Annotated in this window: 18 protein-coding genes and 2 tRNA genes; 14 read left to right on the top strand and 6 right to left on the bottom strand. The window is 37.4% G+C overall.

Annotated features, from left to right (window positions below; all coding sequences use genetic code 11):
• The first annotated feature begins 47 nt into the window (after nucleotides 1-47).
• The 4 genes from J2756_RS08250 to J2756_RS08235 all read left to right on the top strand — a co-directional run bounded on the left by J2756_RS08250 (nucleotide 48) and on the right by J2756_RS08235 (nucleotide 2,914).
• Nucleotides 48-542, top strand: coding sequence for a hypothetical protein (locus tag J2756_RS08250; protein WP_209584493.1), 495 nt, complete (start codon nucleotides 48-50; stop codon nucleotides 540-542).
• A 129-nt stretch (nucleotides 543-671) separates the two neighbouring features.
• The gene (locus J2756_RS08245) at nucleotides 672-1,259 is read left to right on the top strand and encodes a transglutaminase-like domain-containing protein (protein ID WP_209584491.1); all 588 of its coding nucleotides are present in this window, start codon (nucleotides 672-674) and stop codon (nucleotides 1,257-1,259) included.
• Between the two features lie 15 nt (nucleotides 1,260-1,274).
• Nucleotides 1,275-2,072, top strand: coding sequence for a class I SAM-dependent methyltransferase (locus J2756_RS08240; protein ID WP_209584490.1), 798 nt, complete (start codon nucleotides 1,275-1,277; stop codon nucleotides 2,070-2,072).
• A 35-nt stretch (nucleotides 2,073-2,107) separates the two neighbouring features.
• Nucleotides 2,108-2,914 carry a pyrroline-5-carboxylate reductase dimerization domain-containing protein gene (locus J2756_RS08235; RefSeq protein WP_209584488.1) on the top strand — a complete coding sequence of 269 codons (807 nt, stop codon included), beginning with the start codon at nucleotides 2,108-2,110 and terminating at the stop codon, nucleotides 2,912-2,914.
• 79 nt (nucleotides 2,915-2,993) lie between these two features.
• Here J2756_RS08235 and J2756_RS08230 read toward each other — a convergent pair whose 3' ends face one another.
• The gene (locus J2756_RS08230) at nucleotides 2,994-3,251 is read right to left on the bottom strand and encodes a hypothetical protein (RefSeq protein WP_209584486.1); all 258 of its coding nucleotides are present in this window, start codon (nucleotides 3,249-3,251) and stop codon (nucleotides 2,994-2,996) included.
• Between the two features lie 257 nt (nucleotides 3,252-3,508).
• Between J2756_RS08230 and J2756_RS08225 the strand changes: the two genes are divergently transcribed.
• From J2756_RS08225 to J2756_RS08210, 4 genes are all read left to right on the top strand, one after another.
• Nucleotides 3,509-3,889, top strand: a complete 381-nt coding sequence (locus J2756_RS08225) for a DUF3221 domain-containing protein (RefSeq protein ID WP_209584484.1) — start codon at nucleotides 3,509-3,511, stop codon at nucleotides 3,887-3,889.
• A 145-nt stretch (nucleotides 3,890-4,034) separates the two neighbouring features.
• Nucleotides 4,035-4,106: transfer RNA gene (locus J2756_RS08220), tRNA-Cys, on the top strand.
• Nucleotides 4,107-4,160: 54 nt separating this feature from the next.
• Nucleotides 4,161-4,302, top strand: a tRNA-Trp gene (locus J2756_RS08215).
• A gap of 74 nt (nucleotides 4,303-4,376) precedes the next feature.
• A complete protein-coding gene (locus J2756_RS08210; protein WP_245315990.1) occupies nucleotides 4,377-4,994 on the top strand; it encodes an MBL fold metallo-hydrolase in 618 nt (205 codons plus the stop codon).
• Nucleotides 4,995-5,160: 166 nt separating this feature from the next.
• Here the strand turns inward: J2756_RS08210 and J2756_RS08205 are convergent, their stop codons facing one another.
• The 5 genes from J2756_RS08205 to J2756_RS08185 all read right to left on the bottom strand — a co-directional run bounded on the left by J2756_RS08205 (nucleotide 5,161) and on the right by J2756_RS08185 (nucleotide 10,165).
• Nucleotides 5,161-6,105: a metal-dependent hydrolase gene (locus J2756_RS08205; RefSeq protein ID WP_209584482.1), complete on the bottom strand. Its 945-nt coding sequence runs from the start codon at nucleotides 6,103-6,105 to the stop codon at nucleotides 5,161-5,163.
• 92 nt (nucleotides 6,106-6,197) lie between these two features.
• On the bottom strand, nucleotides 6,198-6,848 hold the full coding sequence (locus J2756_RS08200) for a potassium channel family protein (RefSeq protein WP_209584480.1): 651 nt from the start codon (nucleotides 6,846-6,848) through the stop codon (nucleotides 6,198-6,200).
• 147 nt (nucleotides 6,849-6,995) lie between these two features.
• Entirely contained in the window at nucleotides 6,996-8,429 is a 1,434-nt protein-coding gene (locus J2756_RS08195; protein ID WP_209584476.1) for a TrkH family potassium uptake protein, read from the bottom strand.
• A 258-nt stretch (nucleotides 8,430-8,687) separates the two neighbouring features.
• A complete protein-coding gene (locus J2756_RS08190) occupies nucleotides 8,688-9,467 on the bottom strand; it encodes a slipin family protein (protein WP_209584475.1) in 780 nt (259 codons plus the stop codon).
• A 461-nt stretch (nucleotides 9,468-9,928) separates the two neighbouring features.
• Nucleotides 9,929-10,165 (bottom strand): TRAM domain-containing protein, encoded by a 237-nt coding sequence (locus tag J2756_RS08185; RefSeq protein WP_209584554.1) that lies wholly within the window; start codon nucleotides 10,163-10,165, stop codon nucleotides 9,929-9,931.
• A gap of 642 nt (nucleotides 10,166-10,807) precedes the next feature.
• Between J2756_RS08185 and J2756_RS08180 the strand changes: the two genes are divergently transcribed.
• The 6 genes from J2756_RS08180 (at nucleotide 10,808) to fhcD (ending at nucleotide 15,915) form a co-directional block, all read left to right on the top strand.
• Nucleotides 10,808-11,131, top strand: a complete 324-nt coding sequence (locus J2756_RS08180; RefSeq protein ID WP_209584474.1) for a YbjQ family protein — start codon at nucleotides 10,808-10,810, stop codon at nucleotides 11,129-11,131.
• Between the two features lie 122 nt (nucleotides 11,132-11,253).
• On the top strand, nucleotides 11,254-12,093 hold the full coding sequence (locus J2756_RS08175) for a YbjQ family protein (protein WP_209584473.1): 840 nt from the start codon (nucleotides 11,254-11,256) through the stop codon (nucleotides 12,091-12,093).
• A 338-nt stretch (nucleotides 12,094-12,431) separates the two neighbouring features.
• Nucleotides 12,432-12,791 (top strand): DUF308 domain-containing protein, encoded by a 360-nt coding sequence (locus J2756_RS08170; protein WP_245315989.1) that lies wholly within the window; start codon nucleotides 12,432-12,434, stop codon nucleotides 12,789-12,791.
• 161 nt (nucleotides 12,792-12,952) lie between these two features.
• Nucleotides 12,953-13,435 carry a metallophosphoesterase gene (locus J2756_RS08165; RefSeq protein ID WP_209584471.1) on the top strand — a complete coding sequence of 161 codons (483 nt, stop codon included), beginning with the start codon at nucleotides 12,953-12,955 and terminating at the stop codon, nucleotides 13,433-13,435.
• 281 nt (nucleotides 13,436-13,716) lie between these two features.
• Complete coding sequence (locus tag J2756_RS08160) at nucleotides 13,717-14,733, top strand: UPF0104 family protein (protein WP_209584468.1); 1,017 nt, start codon at nucleotides 13,717-13,719, stop codon at nucleotides 14,731-14,733.
• A 288-nt stretch (nucleotides 14,734-15,021) separates the two neighbouring features.
• Nucleotides 15,022-15,915 (top strand): formylmethanofuran--tetrahydromethanopterin N-formyltransferase, encoded by an 894-nt coding sequence (gene fhcD / locus J2756_RS08155; protein WP_209584467.1) that lies wholly within the window; start codon nucleotides 15,022-15,024, stop codon nucleotides 15,913-15,915.
• Nucleotides 15,916-15,922: the final 7 nt, after the last annotated feature.

Genomic DNA, 15,922 nt, shown 5'->3' with positions numbered 1-15,922 from the left:
TAAAATTTTCTCTAGAATAACTTCATATAAAATCAGAGGTTGATTAAATGGACTCAAACACACTTTATGGGGAAAAAATAGCCTCAAAATGGACAACAATTCTTTTTGCGTTCGTCACAGCATTCTTCATGTTCATGATGTTCTACCAGATCTTCGTGGGCCCACTTGGAGACTACCCCGCACCAACATGGGTTCTAATTGTTTTAACGGTTATTTTTCTCTTTTTAACCATTAACTTCAGGGTAATGACCATTGAACTGACTCCAGAATTTTTGTCAACAGGTTTCGGTGTTGTGAAACACAGGATTCCCTGGGAAGATATTGAAAGGGGCTGGGAAGACGAATCACCTTTGTGGACCTACGGTGGATGGGGTATACGATTTGAGAAGTCCCATGGGAAACGAAGACTTGCATACACAGTTCCACAGACTCCAAGAGTGGCACTATCACTTAAAAGGGGCAGATTTCAGGAATTCATATTTTCAACCAGAAAACCTGGAGAGTTGATTGGGTTAATTGAAGAGATGACGAGCAGCACGTAATCGTTCCAGCCTCAAAAATGAAATAAAAACCTTAGTTTAATCATACAATTTATTTTATTAAATTTTAGAATTTATACTATAAAAAAATATTAAAAAAACTAATTAAAAATCGATGGGAAGGTCATAAATTTGCAGCTTAAACAGATGAACAACAATGTAAAGGATTATTTGAGGGATTCTGAAATCCTGAACTACTCTGATGAAGATATCCAAAAAAAAGCATTGGAACTATCTCAACACTCCGAAAATCAATTTGAAACAGTTAATACGGTTTACGAATTTGTAAGGGATGAAGTGCCACATTCACTGGATATTGGGGGGCAGATACTAACTTTCAGAGCATCAGAAGTTTTAAGGAAATGTCAGGGGATTTGCTTTGCAAAATCCAACCTTCTGGCTGCAATGCTCCGATTCTTAGGGGTGCCAACTGGTTTCTGCTATCAGACACTCACCCATGAAGGTGGTTACGTCCTTCATGGACTCAACGCCGTACTTCTTGATGGTGACTGGTACAGGCTGGATGCCAGGGGTAACAGGGAGGATGTTGATGCCCAGTTTTCAATGGATGGGGAAAAACTTGCATTCCCAGTTTCACACACGGGTGAGGTGGATTACCCTGGGATATACTCAGAACCAGTTGAATCAGTTGTGAAATCCTTCAATGATGCTGAAAATGTTGACGAAGTTATGGAGAAACTTTCAGAGGCACGGATCTAAGGGGGGGGGGTTAGTATGGAATATGTGCATGGTTATTCAAATAGAGAAGCCTTAAGGCTAGCTGATCAAGCTGATACTCTGACAGGGATACTGCATTCCGGCACAGCTTACCCTTCAGGAAGCAGGGTTCTAGAAGCAGGATGTGGAGTTGGGGCCCAAACAATTGCACTGGCTAAAAACAGTCCTGAAGCTGAAATAACTTCAATAGATATTTCAAGGGAATCATTGAGTCATGCAGAATCCCTTATAAGATCTGAAGGTATTTCCAATGTGAATTTTAAGCAGGCAGACATCATGAACCTGCCTTTTCCAGAAAACAGCTTTGATCATGTCTTTGTGTGTTTCGTTCTTGAGCACCTTCAAAACCCGGAAGTTGCCCTTCAGAGCTTGAAAAGGGTTTTAAAAAGGGGAGGATCCATAACTGTGATTGAAGGTGATCATGGTTCTTGCTACTTCCATCCTGAAACAGAGGAAGCTGTGAGGGTATGGGGCTGTCTTGTACAGAGTCAAAGAGATTACAACGGAAATCCCATGATTGGAAGGGAGTTACATCCTCTCTTAAATGATTCAGGATTCAGAAATGTTGAAATTTCCCCTAAAATTGTTTATGTTGATTCAAACAGGCCAGAACTTGTTGATGGGTTCATAAAAAAAACCATCATTGCAATGGTGGAAGGTGTGAAGGATCAGGCCATTGAAAAAGGTATGATCAATATTAAAACATGGAACAGGGGAATAAAGGATCTCTACAAAACAGCTGAACCTGGTGGAACCTTCTTCTACAACTTCTTCAGGGGTTACGGTATTAAGTAGTTGCATATTTTAAAAACGATAACTGGAGGATTTAATTGAAAAAAATAGGTTTTATAGGCTACGGAAGTATGGGAAGCATGATAATAAGGGGAATTTTATCTTCAAATGTTCTAAAGCCTGGGGAAATGGTAATATCAACGAGAACAAAGTCCAAATTAAAGGATCTGAAGAAACATTACCCTGAAATTAAAATAGCTGATAATAATATTGATTTAACCCAAAAATGTCATAAAATATTCCTATTTGTAGGTACTGCTGATGTTAAGGGAGTTATGGAAGAAATAAGGGGACAAATCATGGAAGATGTTCACATCATCTACATATCTGCTGGTTTAACCCTGGATGATATTGGCAGTGTTTTTCCAGAAAAGCTGAGTAAAGTCATACCCTCAATAACTTCAGAGGTGGGTGAAGGAGTTTCCCTGGTCTGCCACAGCCAAGAGGTCAGTACAGAAGATGCTAAATTTGTGGATAAAATATTTGGAGCCCTGGGGGATGTTAAGGTTGTTGATGAAGCAGATCTGGAAGTTGCAACCAATCTCACCAGCTGTTCCCCGGCATTCATGGCCCTGATCCTTAGGAAGTTCGCAGAGGCAGGATCCAAGATAAGTGGAATTTCCAAACAAGAAGCAGAGGATATGGTCATGAAAACATTTTATGGAACTTCAAAACTTTTGCATGAGGAGAACATGGCTGTTGAAGAAATTCTATCACGGGTTGCAACTCCTGGAGGCATTACAGAAGAAGGTTTAAAGGGTTTAGAAAGGGATCTACCCCTTGTGTTCCATGAACTCTTTAAAACTACCGTGAGCAAACATGAAGTATTGAAAAAGGAATTCTAAAGATTTAAATCTTAAGTAGATTCACAAAAAGGTTAAAAATAGAAAGTGAATCTTCTAATCTGTAATTCCCGATTGATGTTCAGCGTTGGAAAGCTGCCTTGTACATTGCAAAGATCACAACCAGGTATCCAAGGGTTCTCACAACGAGGAGTGAAACCTCTGAACTCTGGGAGCCAAGTAGAACTGCAATGTGGGATATTCCGAAGAGAGCAAATCCTATGGCTATATAAATGGCAATTAAATTTTCCCTTTGCCTGTAAGCCCAGTATCCGAGTAGGACTATTACTATGCAGAAGAAGAGGTTCAAAACAGATACAGGATCCCATACAAAAGCCATTATATTAACCTCCGGTATTTTTATAATAATCTGTATTGGAAAGCATATAATCTTTTAGATTTCATTGATGGCCTGTTTAATCCCATAAATCATGGGTTGTAGGGATTCAAATAGTGGTTTATAGGATAATTTATAAGATATAATATCTAAAACTAAAAGGTAAGAATTGTTTACAGTGTTCATGATGGATAGGGGGATCTTTGAATCCCTGAAAATTAATTATTCACCTTTTAAAAGCAATTCAGGATGTGGGATTCATGAAAGTTATCACACTTATTGCACTTTTATCAGTAATGTTTTTAGGGGTTATATATGGAGTTTTTTATGCAACAGGCGATACTCCTTCAGATATGGATGGAAAAATCGTTGGTGTGTGTCAAAACGACCAAATGCAAGATTTAACATCATCAAATTCAATTCTGGTTGATGGTGTGATTACAGATGGTAACCAACATGGGAACGTTTCTGTAATAGTAACCAATGAAACTCAAATATTTAAGAAGCAGGGAAATAAACAGACATCTTCCTCATTTAATAACTTTAAACCTGGACAGAAGGTTGAAATTCAATTTTCAGGCCCAATAATGGAATCTTATCCTCCACAGGTATGTGCAGGTCAGATAGTCATAGTTGATTGAAGAATTCAGATTGTGGTTAAACTCCAGGCCATTAATTGGAAGTTCCTGTATGTTACACCTCAATCCCTTTGACACATAATTTACAAGATCCATAATAATCATTCCGTAAGGTTTAAATATCAACAAAAAGTAACCTTACTAATAAGCCAAGGTAGCTTAGAGGCGAAGCGGTGGACTGCAGATCCATTACACGGGAGTTCAAATCTCTCCCTTGGCTCTAAATGTTCTAAGAAATTTTTTTAGAACGTACAATACATAGATTTTCCAGAAAGGGGTCATAGTGTAACCTGGCTATCATCTGGGACTCCAGTTGTCTTTGAAGAAAGTGCGCACACTGAGGAAGGTATGATGACCGATTGGAGTACTGAGACAAGAGAAATCCTAGGATCTGGGTTCAAATCCCGGTGACCCCACTTTTTATAATTAAAACTTTTTTACAGCCAAATTTGTTCTTATTTTTAACATCACTAACTCTCAGGTGATATTTTTGAAAAAAATCAACAACATCCTAATGATAGAAGGAAGAGGCTATGATTCAAATATCTACATTTTTGAAGATGTCGTAGTTGACACAGGAACTGGAGAAAACATGGGATACATCAAAGATTCCATTAAAAAGGCCGGAATAAATCCTGATGATCTCTCCTTAATCGTGAACACCCACAACCACTACGACCACACAGGTGGTAACAGATGCTTCAACCTGGAAGTTGCAATGCACTCAGATGATGTTGAATCATTTGAACGTGGAGATGACGAGGCAACTGTGGCGTCCATGTTCGGTGGGTCCATTGAAGGAATGAAGGTGGACAAAAAACTTGAAGAAGGAGATAAAATTCATGATTTCACGGTTCTACACACTCCGGGCCACACTAAGGGGGGAATATGCCTCTATAATGGTGAAACACTCATTTCCGGTGACACAGTCTTTGCAGGTGGAGGTTTTGGACGTACGGACATTGGGGGGGATGTGAATGACATGCAGAATTCTCTTGAGAAACTGAGCAAACTGGATGTTAAGTACCTGCTTCCAGGACACGGTCCCTGCACATCTCAAGGCTCAAGACACATAAAAATGGCATTTGACATGGCTAAGATGTTTTAAAGAGGTTAGATCAAATGCAACTCATTAAATTTCTTTTAATATTTTCTTAAAAGATTTTAAAATAAATTTAAAATAATGAACCTATTTTTAGATAATTTCCATGATATTAAAACCATATAAATATCTAGAATTAAATAAAATAGTTCAAATATTATTCTTTGGTTTTTTAAATCCCTGAAACATAAACTGTAATGTTCTGGTTGTTGTAGGAAGGCACGATATCAAAGTAGGTTACATTCCATCCTTCTTTTGAACCTTTAGCATTTACAAATGGGTAGAATGCATTCCATTTGAACCTTTGAACCGCTGCAGTTGAATTAGCTTCTTTAACGGCATCCAACCCTGCCTGGTAGGATCCATTGCTTATAGAGATGGTTTTAGCTGTTAAAGTTTCTGAAACTCCTTTGTTGAGGTTGTTGAATTTGAAAGATCTGTAAACTGATTTATCCGGGCTGTTCTCAACCAGGTACCATGAGAACATATCCGATGAGGGATAAGCAGTTATGTTGGTGTAGCTGGCACTGAAATTCTGGGCCTCACCCAGGACATCCATCTTTTCATAGGCCCTCACACCACCGAAGATAATGAGAACAATAACAAATCCTGCTAAAGCCATGTTTTTATATCTTGAATCCACTTTAAGATAGAGAACAATGATAACAGCCAGTGCCAGACAGATCGTCACAAAATCAAGGGAGGAATAAAGCTCTGCACTGAACCTGTTAAGAATGAATGGATAAAAAAGAGGAATGCCCTTGCTAGTTAAAAAATCAAGGAATAAATGGGTTAAAACTCCAAAATAAGCAACTAAAACAGTTGTTTTAGTGAAATTAACATTAAAATCTCTTTTTATTACATGACTCATAGTTTCCTTCACAGGCTTTCTTGATACCAAGTAGAGGAAGATCACCACAGTTACAAAACCGAATAGAAATGAATGGGTAATTCCCCTGTGGCTGAAAACAAAAAGTTCAGGGAAAATTATTCCAATACCTGCAATTAAAACATCAAAATCAGGTGCTATCCCACCCAATGCTCCTTCAAGCCGATTTTTACTTTTCATCAAAGTTAAAATTGCGTAGGGAACAATGAAATGAGTTATCAAATCCATGGTATCTGTTTTGGTACTGGAATTATTAAAACCTTTTTGATTAGCTCTTTGGTTTGTGTAACGCAGATCCTTGTTGAAGACATTACAATCCCTCATTTTGTGAATAGTTTGGTTGTTGCCTTCACTGCAGGACTTTTAACAAGAACGAAGATTCTATCTCCCCTTGCAAGTACAACATCCTCTTTAGGAATTGTTATTTCTCCATCCTTGTATATAGCATTTATAATGTAATTGTTGGTTGGGCTGAGATCTCCTATTCTTTTACCAACTGCCTTGTCGTTTGTAACTCTTATATCCAGTATCTCTGCATTTCCCTTTCCGATAACTATGAGATCTGCGATCTTAGGCCGCGTTATCACCTTTTCAAGATAGCTTGCTGCTGTAAGTTCTGGACTTATAACATCATCTATACCCACCTTCCGGAAGGCCTCCTCATGATCGGGGTTACTGACCCTTGCAATTATCTTTTTCAGGTTGTACTCCTTCACCAGTATGCATGAAAGCAGATTAACCTCATCGTTTCCTGTTGCTGCAACAAAAACATCTGCATCATTTATATTGGCTTCTTCAAGGGTTTTTACATCTGTTCCATTTCCACATATTACCAGTGCATCCATTTCACTGGCTGCATCGCTGCAGAGATTTGCATCATTCTCAATAATTGTGATATCATGGCCTCCGCTGACCAGTGAAGCTGCAAGACTCAGCCCCACTCTTCCGCTGCCCATTATAACTACGTACATAATAATTACACCTTTTAACTTATTATTGATTTTTTTTGGGCTATTGGATCTCTAAATCTATTGTAAAATTAATAAAATTCAATATTGGCCCTAATCCTCAAATAGTTGAATAAAAAATTTTTATATCTAAACTTTGGACTTCAGATATTAAAGTCTTTTGAATAGATCAATTCCAACCTTCAAGAGCACGATTGCAGGAATGATCTCGATCCTTCCAATCCACATGTTCATGATCATGAACACCTCAGGGAGCCTAGGCATGGTTGCAGATGTTATCCCCACAGAAAGGCCAACGTTTCCCTGTGCAGATGCAATTTCAAAGAATGAATCCACTCCACCGTAGCCATACTTGGTGAAAACAAGCCAGCTTACCAGTATGCAGAAGAAGTACAGGAATACGTAACTCCCAGCCTCTTTTATCTCTGCATCTTTAACGGATTTTCCAGATATCTTCCTTGGAATTACAGAGCCTTCAGGGGACACCACCTTCACAATATCCCAGTAAACACCCTTTACAAGCGTAACAACCCTTATGAGTTTCACTGCACCTGTTGTTGAACCTGCAGACATACCAATTATCATACAAGCTGCCAGTATGATCTTCACGTAGTCTGTCCAGTTGGCCATCACACTGTTGGGTAGGGTGTTTGAACCGGTACAGCTCAGGGCAGAAATAACGTAAAAAACAGAGTTAATATCAGATAAATTTCCGTAGAGTATTAAGAGTATAGAAAAGACTGCAACTATAATTATCATGGCCTGAAACTGTATGTCCTTCAAAACATCAATTAACTTTCCTTTAATGGCTTTGTAGTGTACAAGGAAGCTTGTACCTCCAAGTATCATCAGTACCATTGTTATGATGTATATCCATGTGCTGTGGTAGGCTCCGATGTTGTCGTTTTTAATGGACATACCTCCTGTGGAAAGGTTTGTGAAACAGTTGTTGATTGCATCGAATATTGGCATACCTGCAATGATGTACAGGGTTATTCCAAGGATGGTGTAGAAGAGATATATCCACCATATGGTTTTAACTGTGTTGACTATACTGGGCTTTATTTTCTCATCACGAGCTTCTGCCTTGTAGAGTCTTGCAGCAGCAGTTCCAGGCCTTATAAGTATGCCTATAACTACAATCACTACTCCAAGCCCTCCAACCCACTGTTCAAGGCTTCTTAAAAACAAAACTGATCTTGGGAGTATTTCCACGTTGCTGTACATGGTCAGACCACTGCCTGTCCATGCAGACATGCTCTCAAAGTAAGCATCAAGGAAACTTATATCTGTTGAATAAAAAAGACAGAGACTTCCTATAAACGCTGCCCAGAGCCAGGCCAGAGCAGCTATTAGCATTCCATGTTTGAGTTTGAGTTGGGTATCATCACCAGAGAAACGTTTGAGCACGTAACCTAGGGAAAGTGAAAGTAATGCCGGCACTAAAAAACCCAGATAAGTTTGTTCGTTGTAGATGAGTGCAACGATCAGGGGTATAAGAACAACAACGCCTGTACCTTCCATCACAGTTCCAAGGTTTTGGAATATAACAAAAAAATCTCTCTTTCTAAGGTAGCCTCTCATTGTATCATTATTATGATGGTATTTTTTTAATATAAAATTTTGGTTTAATAAACATTCTATTTAAGGTAAAAACTTAATAAAAATTAGAAAATGGAGATTTTTTAATGAAATAAAGTTAGTTTCATACAATTTAAGAGTTTCATATATCTATTTTATGTATCTTTTCAGGCCCTCTACCTTCTCCAGATCTATTTTTTAAAAAAATAATATTTAAAGTGATCTAAGAATTTAAGAGAATTAACTCTTAATAATCTTTGTTCACTTTTTATCGTTCTTCAAAGTTTCCTGGGCCATGAATTCCTTAATTTCTTGTATGGTTGTCATGAGCTGAGCTGGGAAAACTATTGTGGAGTTCTTTTCAACTGCTATTTCACTTAAAACCTGCAGGTTACGGAGTTGAAGTGCTACTGGATGGCTTTGAATGATGTCTGCAGCGTCTCCAAGTTTAGCAGCAGATTCGAATTCACCCTCCGATGTGATGATCTTGGCTCTTTTTTCCCTTTCAGCTTCGGCCTGTTTTGCTATTGCCCTTTTCATTGTCTCAGGCAGTTTTATGTCTTTTATTTCAACAGCCGTGACTTTTATACCCCATGGTTCACTGTGGGAGTCTATGATCTCTTTGATCTTTTCGTTTATCTTTGGTGTGTCTGATAAGACCTCATCCAGGGAAAACTGTCCTATAACACTCCTCACCGTGGTTTGAGCTATCTGGTTAACTGCTCTGTTGTAGTTTTCAATCACTATAACCGAGTTCAGGGCATCAATAACCTTGAAGTAGGCCACTGCAGCAATATCCACAGAAACGTTGTCTTTGGTTATGATTCGCTGGGCAGGGATTGGCATGGTCACGATACGCAGGGAAACTTTAACCATTTTGTCCACGAGGGGGATTATAAGTCTAAGTCCTGGCTGTTTAAGCCCTATAACCTTTCCCAGACGGAAAACTACTCCCCTTTCATATTGGTTAACTATCCTAATTGAAAGACCAAGTATGATTAAAATTATTATACCTATGATAAAAGTAGTCACTATATCCATTTTTAGAACCTCCATGTATTTGATTGTTTCTAGTTAATATTTAGGTTTTCTAACTTATTATACATGAAGATTCAGTTAACATTACTATGATAAGTTAATGAAAGGCTTTTCAAGGTAATGATCCATGGAACCCTTGGATAAATAGAAATTGGGATTTTTTAAAGATTTCCTTAAAAGATATTAAATGGTTAAATCCAATGAAAGAAACTGTGAGCCGCGTAATAAAAAGAGATTTTAATGTTAAATTAACGTCTTGATTGTTTTAAAATGAAAATATAATGTAAAACCTGAAAGTAGGGTTTAATTTGTAAAATGATAATTAGAAATATGAAATATGGTTTATTAAAAGTAATTCTTTAAAAATAAATTTTTAAAAATAAATAGAAATATTCATGAAAATTTAAAATTTTATAAAACTTACAATTTTCAAGAATAAAAATTTCCTAATTCAAAGATTTAGTCTATTCGACTATTTCTGCGAAGGCAAAGTTCCTTCTGGTTGAGTTAATTTTGATTTTAACTTCTTCGCCCACTTTTGCGCCTGTTACAAATATAACAAAACCCTCTATACGTGCGATTCCGTCTCCGTCTCTTCCAACGTCTTCAATTTTAACTTCGTGTTCTTCTCCTACGTTAACAGGAGATGAATTTTCTCTACTTTCGTAGCTATCATTTCTATCGTAATTATTTCCGAACAATTCATCACTTCCTAATTCAGCCATAAATGGCCTTAACTACCATTTATCATAATGGTATATATACCTTTGCAAAAAAAGTGAAATGCATTCAAATATTCTTGGATGTTTAAGTGGGTTATAACTCTATTAAAGACTTTTTAAGGGGAAAAAGATTCTCTTCCCATCCATAGTTAATATTAATTTGAAAAATCTTATATATGATTGGGAGGATACAAAATTCTGTACTATTGAATGAGTGGTGATAAAATATTAAGAACAGATCTTTTACTGTTTTGATATTTGTTTTTGGAATTTTTGCATGTTTAACGATTCCACTCCATATGAACACCAAACCAACCACAGAATTGAAAATATCTACAGACAGCAATTCTGTGCTTGATAGCAGTGTAACTCAAGTTTATGGAGCTTTTTACTATTAACAAGAGTGCTACGGTGTTAGGCAGCCGTTATTTTTAGAGATGGAATCCCGGATGAACTGGATCGTGAGCACAGGACGTTCAAGTAAACCAGTGATACCCCTTTTAAATATTAATTTTTTTATTTCTTATTTTTTTTAAGCTGGGTTTTCAAGATCTTGAGTTAAGTGTATTAACCCCCATTTATAAAAACAAATCAATACATCATATTAATGGGGGAAATTCAATGTTGATACTAACCACACCGAATATAGAAGGTAAAAAAATCGTTGAATACTTTGGACTGGTTACAGGTGAATCATTGTTAGGTGCAAACGTCTACAAAGACCTTTTTTCAGGAGTCAGGGATGTTGTGGGTGGAAGAACTTCAGCCTACGAAGAGGAACTTAAAAAGGCAAGAAACCTGGCTCTGGAAAGTATGGAAAAAAAAGCTGAATCTAAAGGTGCAAATGCCGTTATAGCTCTACGTATAAAGTACAACAACCTTGGTGGGACCATGGGAAACACCATAATGGTAACGGTAACTGGAACTGCTGTGAAATATGAGTAAAAGCGTAAATAACTGAAAGATCAGTGGATGAAAACTTGCACATTTTTTTTGGTAAAAAGCTGCCAAAAGAGATGGGTTTAAGTAACATTCATATAAAAAAAATTTAGAGAAAGGCGGTTCCAATGGATAAAAATCTTTTTTCATCTTCATTAAAGAAAATTAAGCTAGAGAACATAAAAAATAAACGCTGGGCAATATTTGCTGTTATTATTGGTTCGGCTGTGGGATTTCTTTCAGTTGCAATATGTGTATATGGACATCTTACAATATTCGGATTCAACATTGCATACGTAGTATCACCACTTATAGCAGGATTTGTAGAAACCTACATAGCAAAAAGTAAGCATGGTAACTCAACAGGAGCCATAAGTGCAATAGTACTGTTTATTAGTATTAACGTTTTTGGATGGGTGTTTCCTGCAAACCCAATAACACTCAACCTCTTCACACTAGGTGGTCTGGCCCTTGCAGTACAGGCAGCATTCCCAATACTCATTAATTATCTCATATTCGTGGTTTTCCTTGGAGCTTTGACCTATGCACTTGGTTATTTAGGGGATTTAATGGCCCGGGCTGTTAATAAAATTCAGGGCAAAGTGGATGTTCCTGAAGAAAAGGATATTGGAACTCTTGAATCTGAAAAATGGAACACACTTCTCATTAACACTCCTGATATTCAGGGGAAACGTGTAGTTGAGTATATGGGACTTGTGAATGGAGAATCGATTATGGCTGCTGATGAAGAAGATGTTGGGACTTTGAAAAAAATTTCAGGTGATGTAAACTATGAGAGGAAACTTGAAAAAGCAGTTATAAATGCCCTGAAAATAATGGATGAAGAAGCAAGTTCCGTGGGTGCAAACGCGGTTTTAGAGGTGCAGATAGATTACAGCAGTGTTGGTGGCATCAAGGGAAAAACACTCATGGTCAGTGTTGTTGGAAACGCTGTGAAGTATGAATAATCCTTATTTTTGAGATTAAATTTATTGTACATACTTCAATGGGGGTTTTCAGAACTTGTTAATTCATGATCCCTAGGTTAAATATAAACCATTTTTAGGTTTTTTCAGCATTATATAACTTAATTACAGTTTATTTTTTTATTAAACCATTTTTATGGGGTTTTTAATATTTATTTCCCTAAAATTTCTTTAATATCCTAAAAAAATTATCGTAAAATTAATATGGGGATTAATATGAATATTATTATAATAATTGGTGCTGGAGGCTTGTTGGAAAATTATGGGGGTAATTAAATGAAAAATATGATCACAGGGCTTTTAGCCATATACTACTTGGATTGATAATCATTGCATTCCCACTTGCAGGTTTTGTAGCCGTAAGTGTGCTTGTAGGATTTGCAGTTCTCATACTTGCAATATGGTTCTTAATTGCAGGATTAATGGAAATGGATTCCAGTAAAACAGTTGGAATCCTGAACGTGATACTTGGATTTATAACACTGATATTGGCATTTGCAATGATCTTCAACCCTGCAATAATCAGCTTCTTAACGGGAATACTTCTCTACCTTGCAGGTATCCTTATGATAATTGCAGGTGTGATAGCGCTGCTTGGCGGAATGGAACAAAAATACAGAGTTTGGGGTGGAGTTTTAGGGATAGTGCTGGGTATAATTTACATAATACTTGGAACCTAACTCATAGGGATTTCATTGGGTTTTATCTGACAAGCCCAAACCAATTATTTTAACAATTAATTATTTTAATCCATTTAATCTTAAATCCTATTCACTTTAAATACATAATTAAGGACTTAAATAGCTTCATTAACGGTACAGATGGATCAAGGAGGATTTTCATGATGGGTATAATGGCAGACACCCATGATAATCTTGATGCAATTAGAGATGCGGTTCAATTATTCAACAGGGAGAAAGTTGAACTGGTTATCCATGCTGGTGATTTAATAGCCCCCTTTACAGCCAGAGAATTCCAGAAACTAAACGCAAAATTTGTTGCAGTTTTTGGAAACAACGATGGTGAGAGGGAAGGCCTGAGAACTGCCTACAGGGATCTGTGCATCCTCAAAGATTTCAGGGAAGTTTCAGTTTCCAGTAGAAAATTTGCAGTTATCCATGGAATGGAAGAAGCAATTGTGAATTCCCTGGCTAAAAGTGGATTGTACGATGTTGTTGTAAGGGGACACAGCCATAAACCTGAGATAATAAATGGTGAAACACTGGTTGTTAATCCTGGAGAAGTTTGTGGCTATGTTTCAGGTGATAGAACCGTTGTAATCATGGATCCAGATACTCTGAGCCATGAACTCATTTATCTTTAAATTCCAGTTTGATACTCAATTGCATGGTCATCCAATAATTCATTTAAATACAAGTTCACCCAAATATTAAATTTCATGGTGTAATTTTTTGATATTTCAACAGATTCAACATCTTCACACTACCAGAAAGAAGCTTAAATCTGTAATCGAATATCAACAATCAGGTCTTATTAAAATTCTTATCAAAAATAAACTCTGTTAAATTAACTAAACTCTGTTAAATTAACATCAAACCAATTCAAGATTAATATTAACTTACCATTGGAATTAAAGGGATTATAATGAAGTATAAAACTCTTGCACTATTTTTAGTTGGAATTGGAATACTTGCCGTGATGGTATTATTTATAGGGCCGGGAGAAGTTGAAAGTGCAATTGCACTTGCAAATCCATGGTATGTGGCCCTTGCAATCATTGTACAACTGGTAATATATGGTCTTTGGACCTTAAGATGGGATATAACCATTAAATCCCTTAACATATTTGCTAAAAAAAGGCATATATTACCAATGCTCATGGTGGGCCTTGCAATAAACAACCTAACCCCAAGCGGAAGGGGGGGTGGAGAACCAGTAAGGGCATACATACTTGGTAAATATTCCAAATCACCAATGGAAAACGCTTTTGCAACTGTGGTGGCTGATAGGGGTCTTGACACGTTTCCATTTGTGGTGCTTGCAATTTTCTCAATAACCTACTCGGTATTTTACCTGAAACTATCTGAACTGACAATTTCAGCACTTATAATCTCTCTCATACTGCTCCTTGCAGTATTTTTCATCATCATCTACATGTGCATAGATGAAGGTGCTGGAAAAAAGATAACCATGTGGCTTGTGAGGGTTATAAAAAGGTTCTCCAGAAAAGAGCACAGCAACATTGAAAATAAAGCTTTAAAGGCATTGTCCAACTTTCAGGACAGCATCAAGTCCATGATAAAAAACAGAAACGTTCTGATGTACGGCCTGCCGCTCTCCTTTGTTATATGGCTCTTTGAGATAATGAGGGTTTACCTGGTCTTTTCAGCCTTTGGTGTTCAGGTTTCTCCAGGAGTTATAGCGGTTGTTTTTGTAATAGCAACGTTGATTGGAATGATACCTCTTTTACCTGGAGGTTTAGGGGCTGTTGATGGCATAATGATATTGATGTATTCCATTGCAGGTATACCTCCTTCTGTGAGTGCAGCTGCAACCCTAGTTGAGAGGCTCATATCCTTCTGGATGACCTCAGTTATAGGGATGCTGTTACTACCATACTTTGGAACAGGGGTTATGGACAAGGTTTCTGAGGAAATATGATAAGAAACATTCATCCCATTATTTAATCTAATTTACAATGCCTTAATTTTTAATTCAAGAATTTATTGACGTTTTCATTGATTATGGATCAAAAATCCATTGATCATATTTTAAAGCCTTTTTAAGTTTTTTAGGCATCAATTCTTTATCTATTCACTTTTTTTAAGTTATACTGGTCGCAATTTCGTTTCTATGGTTAGATGGATTGAAAATTTCATCTTTCAGATTGAAAAAATCAAATGGAAAAATTTATAACTTTTCTTCTCATACATCAAGTCGGTGATAATCATGGAAATAAACGGCGTGGAAATAGAAGATAACTTTGCAGAAGCATTCGGCATACAGACATCCAGAATTCTTATAACTGCAGCAACCAAAAAACTGGCAAAAGTAGCAGCTGTGGAAGCTACAGGCTACGGAACATCCGTTATCGGATGTCCGGCAGAGGCAGGAATAGACTGTTACGTACCTCCACAGGAAACACCTGACGGAAGGCCAGGCTACATCATCATGATCTGCAACATGGACAAGAAAAAACTTGACCATGAGCTCCTTGAACGTATTGGAATGTGCATACTCACAGCAGCAACAACAGCTGTTTTCGATGCAATGGAAGAACCCGATGAAAAATTCAAAACAGGTCACAAACTCAAATTCTACGGTGACGGGTACGAAAAAATATTAGACATCCAGGGAAGAAAAATCCACTCAATCCCACTCATGTCAGGAGACTTCTTAGTTGAGTCAGAACTCGGAGTAAAAGCAGGAGTTGCAGGTGGAAACCTTTTCATACTTGCTGAAAACCAGCCTGCAGGACTTTTAGCTGCAGATGCAGCAGTAGATGCTATTAAAGCAGTACCTGGTGCTATAACTCCATTTCCGGGTGGAATAGTTGCTTCAGGTTCCAAAGTAGGTTCAAACAAGTACAAGTTCCTCAATGCATCCACCAACGAAAAAATGTGCGTAACACTCAAGGGTGATGTTGAAGGATGCGATATCCCAGAAAACGTTGACGGAGTTTACGAGATAGTTATAGACGGTGTGGATGAAGAAGCAGTCAAAGCAGCAATGAAAGCAGGTATAGAAGCAGCAACCAAAGTAAATGGTGTTATACAGATCAGTGCCGGTAACTTCGGTGGAAACCTCGGTAAATACCAGATAAAGCTTCAAGACCTTTTCTAAGGCCTTT

The sequence above is a fragment of the Methanobacterium aggregans genome (assembly GCF_017874455.1).
Taxonomy (GTDB): domain Archaea; phylum Methanobacteriota; class Methanobacteria; order Methanobacteriales; family Methanobacteriaceae; genus Methanobacterium_C; species Methanobacterium_C aggregans.
The sequence above is the reverse complement of the archived record's forward strand: the minus strand, read 5'-3'. Positions and strand labels throughout refer to the sequence as shown.

Coding starts and splice junctions, on each gene's coding strand:
- J2756_RS08250 (WP_209584493.1), top strand. CDS start 48: ATGGACTCAAACACACTTTATGGGGAAAAAATAGCCTCAAAATGGACA.
- J2756_RS08240 (WP_209584490.1), top strand. CDS start 1,275: ATGGAATATGTGCATGGTTATTCAAATAGAGAAGCCTTAAGGCTAGCT.
- J2756_RS08230 (WP_209584486.1), bottom strand. CDS start 3,251: ATGGCTTTTGTATGGGATCCTGTATCTGTTTTGAACCTCTTCTTCTGC.
- J2756_RS08225 (WP_209584484.1), top strand. CDS start 3,509: ATGAAAGTTATCACACTTATTGCACTTTTATCAGTAATGTTTTTAGGG.
- J2756_RS08205 (WP_209584482.1), bottom strand. CDS start 6,105: ATGGATTTGATAACTCATTTCATTGTTCCCTACGCAATTTTAACTTTG.
- J2756_RS08200 (WP_209584480.1), bottom strand. CDS start 6,848: ATGTACGTAGTTATAATGGGCAGCGGAAGAGTGGGGCTGAGTCTTGCA.
- J2756_RS08195 (WP_209584476.1), bottom strand. CDS start 8,429: ATGAGAGGCTACCTTAGAAAGAGAGATTTTTTTGTTATATTCCAAAAC.
- J2756_RS08190 (WP_209584475.1), bottom strand. CDS start 9,467: ATGGATATAGTGACTACTTTTATCATAGGTATAATAATTTTAATCATA.
- J2756_RS08180 (WP_209584474.1), top strand. CDS start 10,808: ATGTTGATACTAACCACACCGAATATAGAAGGTAAAAAAATCGTTGAA.
- J2756_RS08175 (WP_209584473.1), top strand. CDS start 11,254: ATGGATAAAAATCTTTTTTCATCTTCATTAAAGAAAATTAAGCTAGAG.
- J2756_RS08165 (WP_209584471.1), top strand. CDS start 12,953: ATGATGGGTATAATGGCAGACACCCATGATAATCTTGATGCAATTAGA.
- J2756_RS08160 (WP_209584468.1), top strand. CDS start 13,717: ATGAAGTATAAAACTCTTGCACTATTTTTAGTTGGAATTGGAATACTT.
- fhcD (WP_209584467.1), top strand. CDS start 15,022: ATGGAAATAAACGGCGTGGAAATAGAAGATAACTTTGCAGAAGCATTC.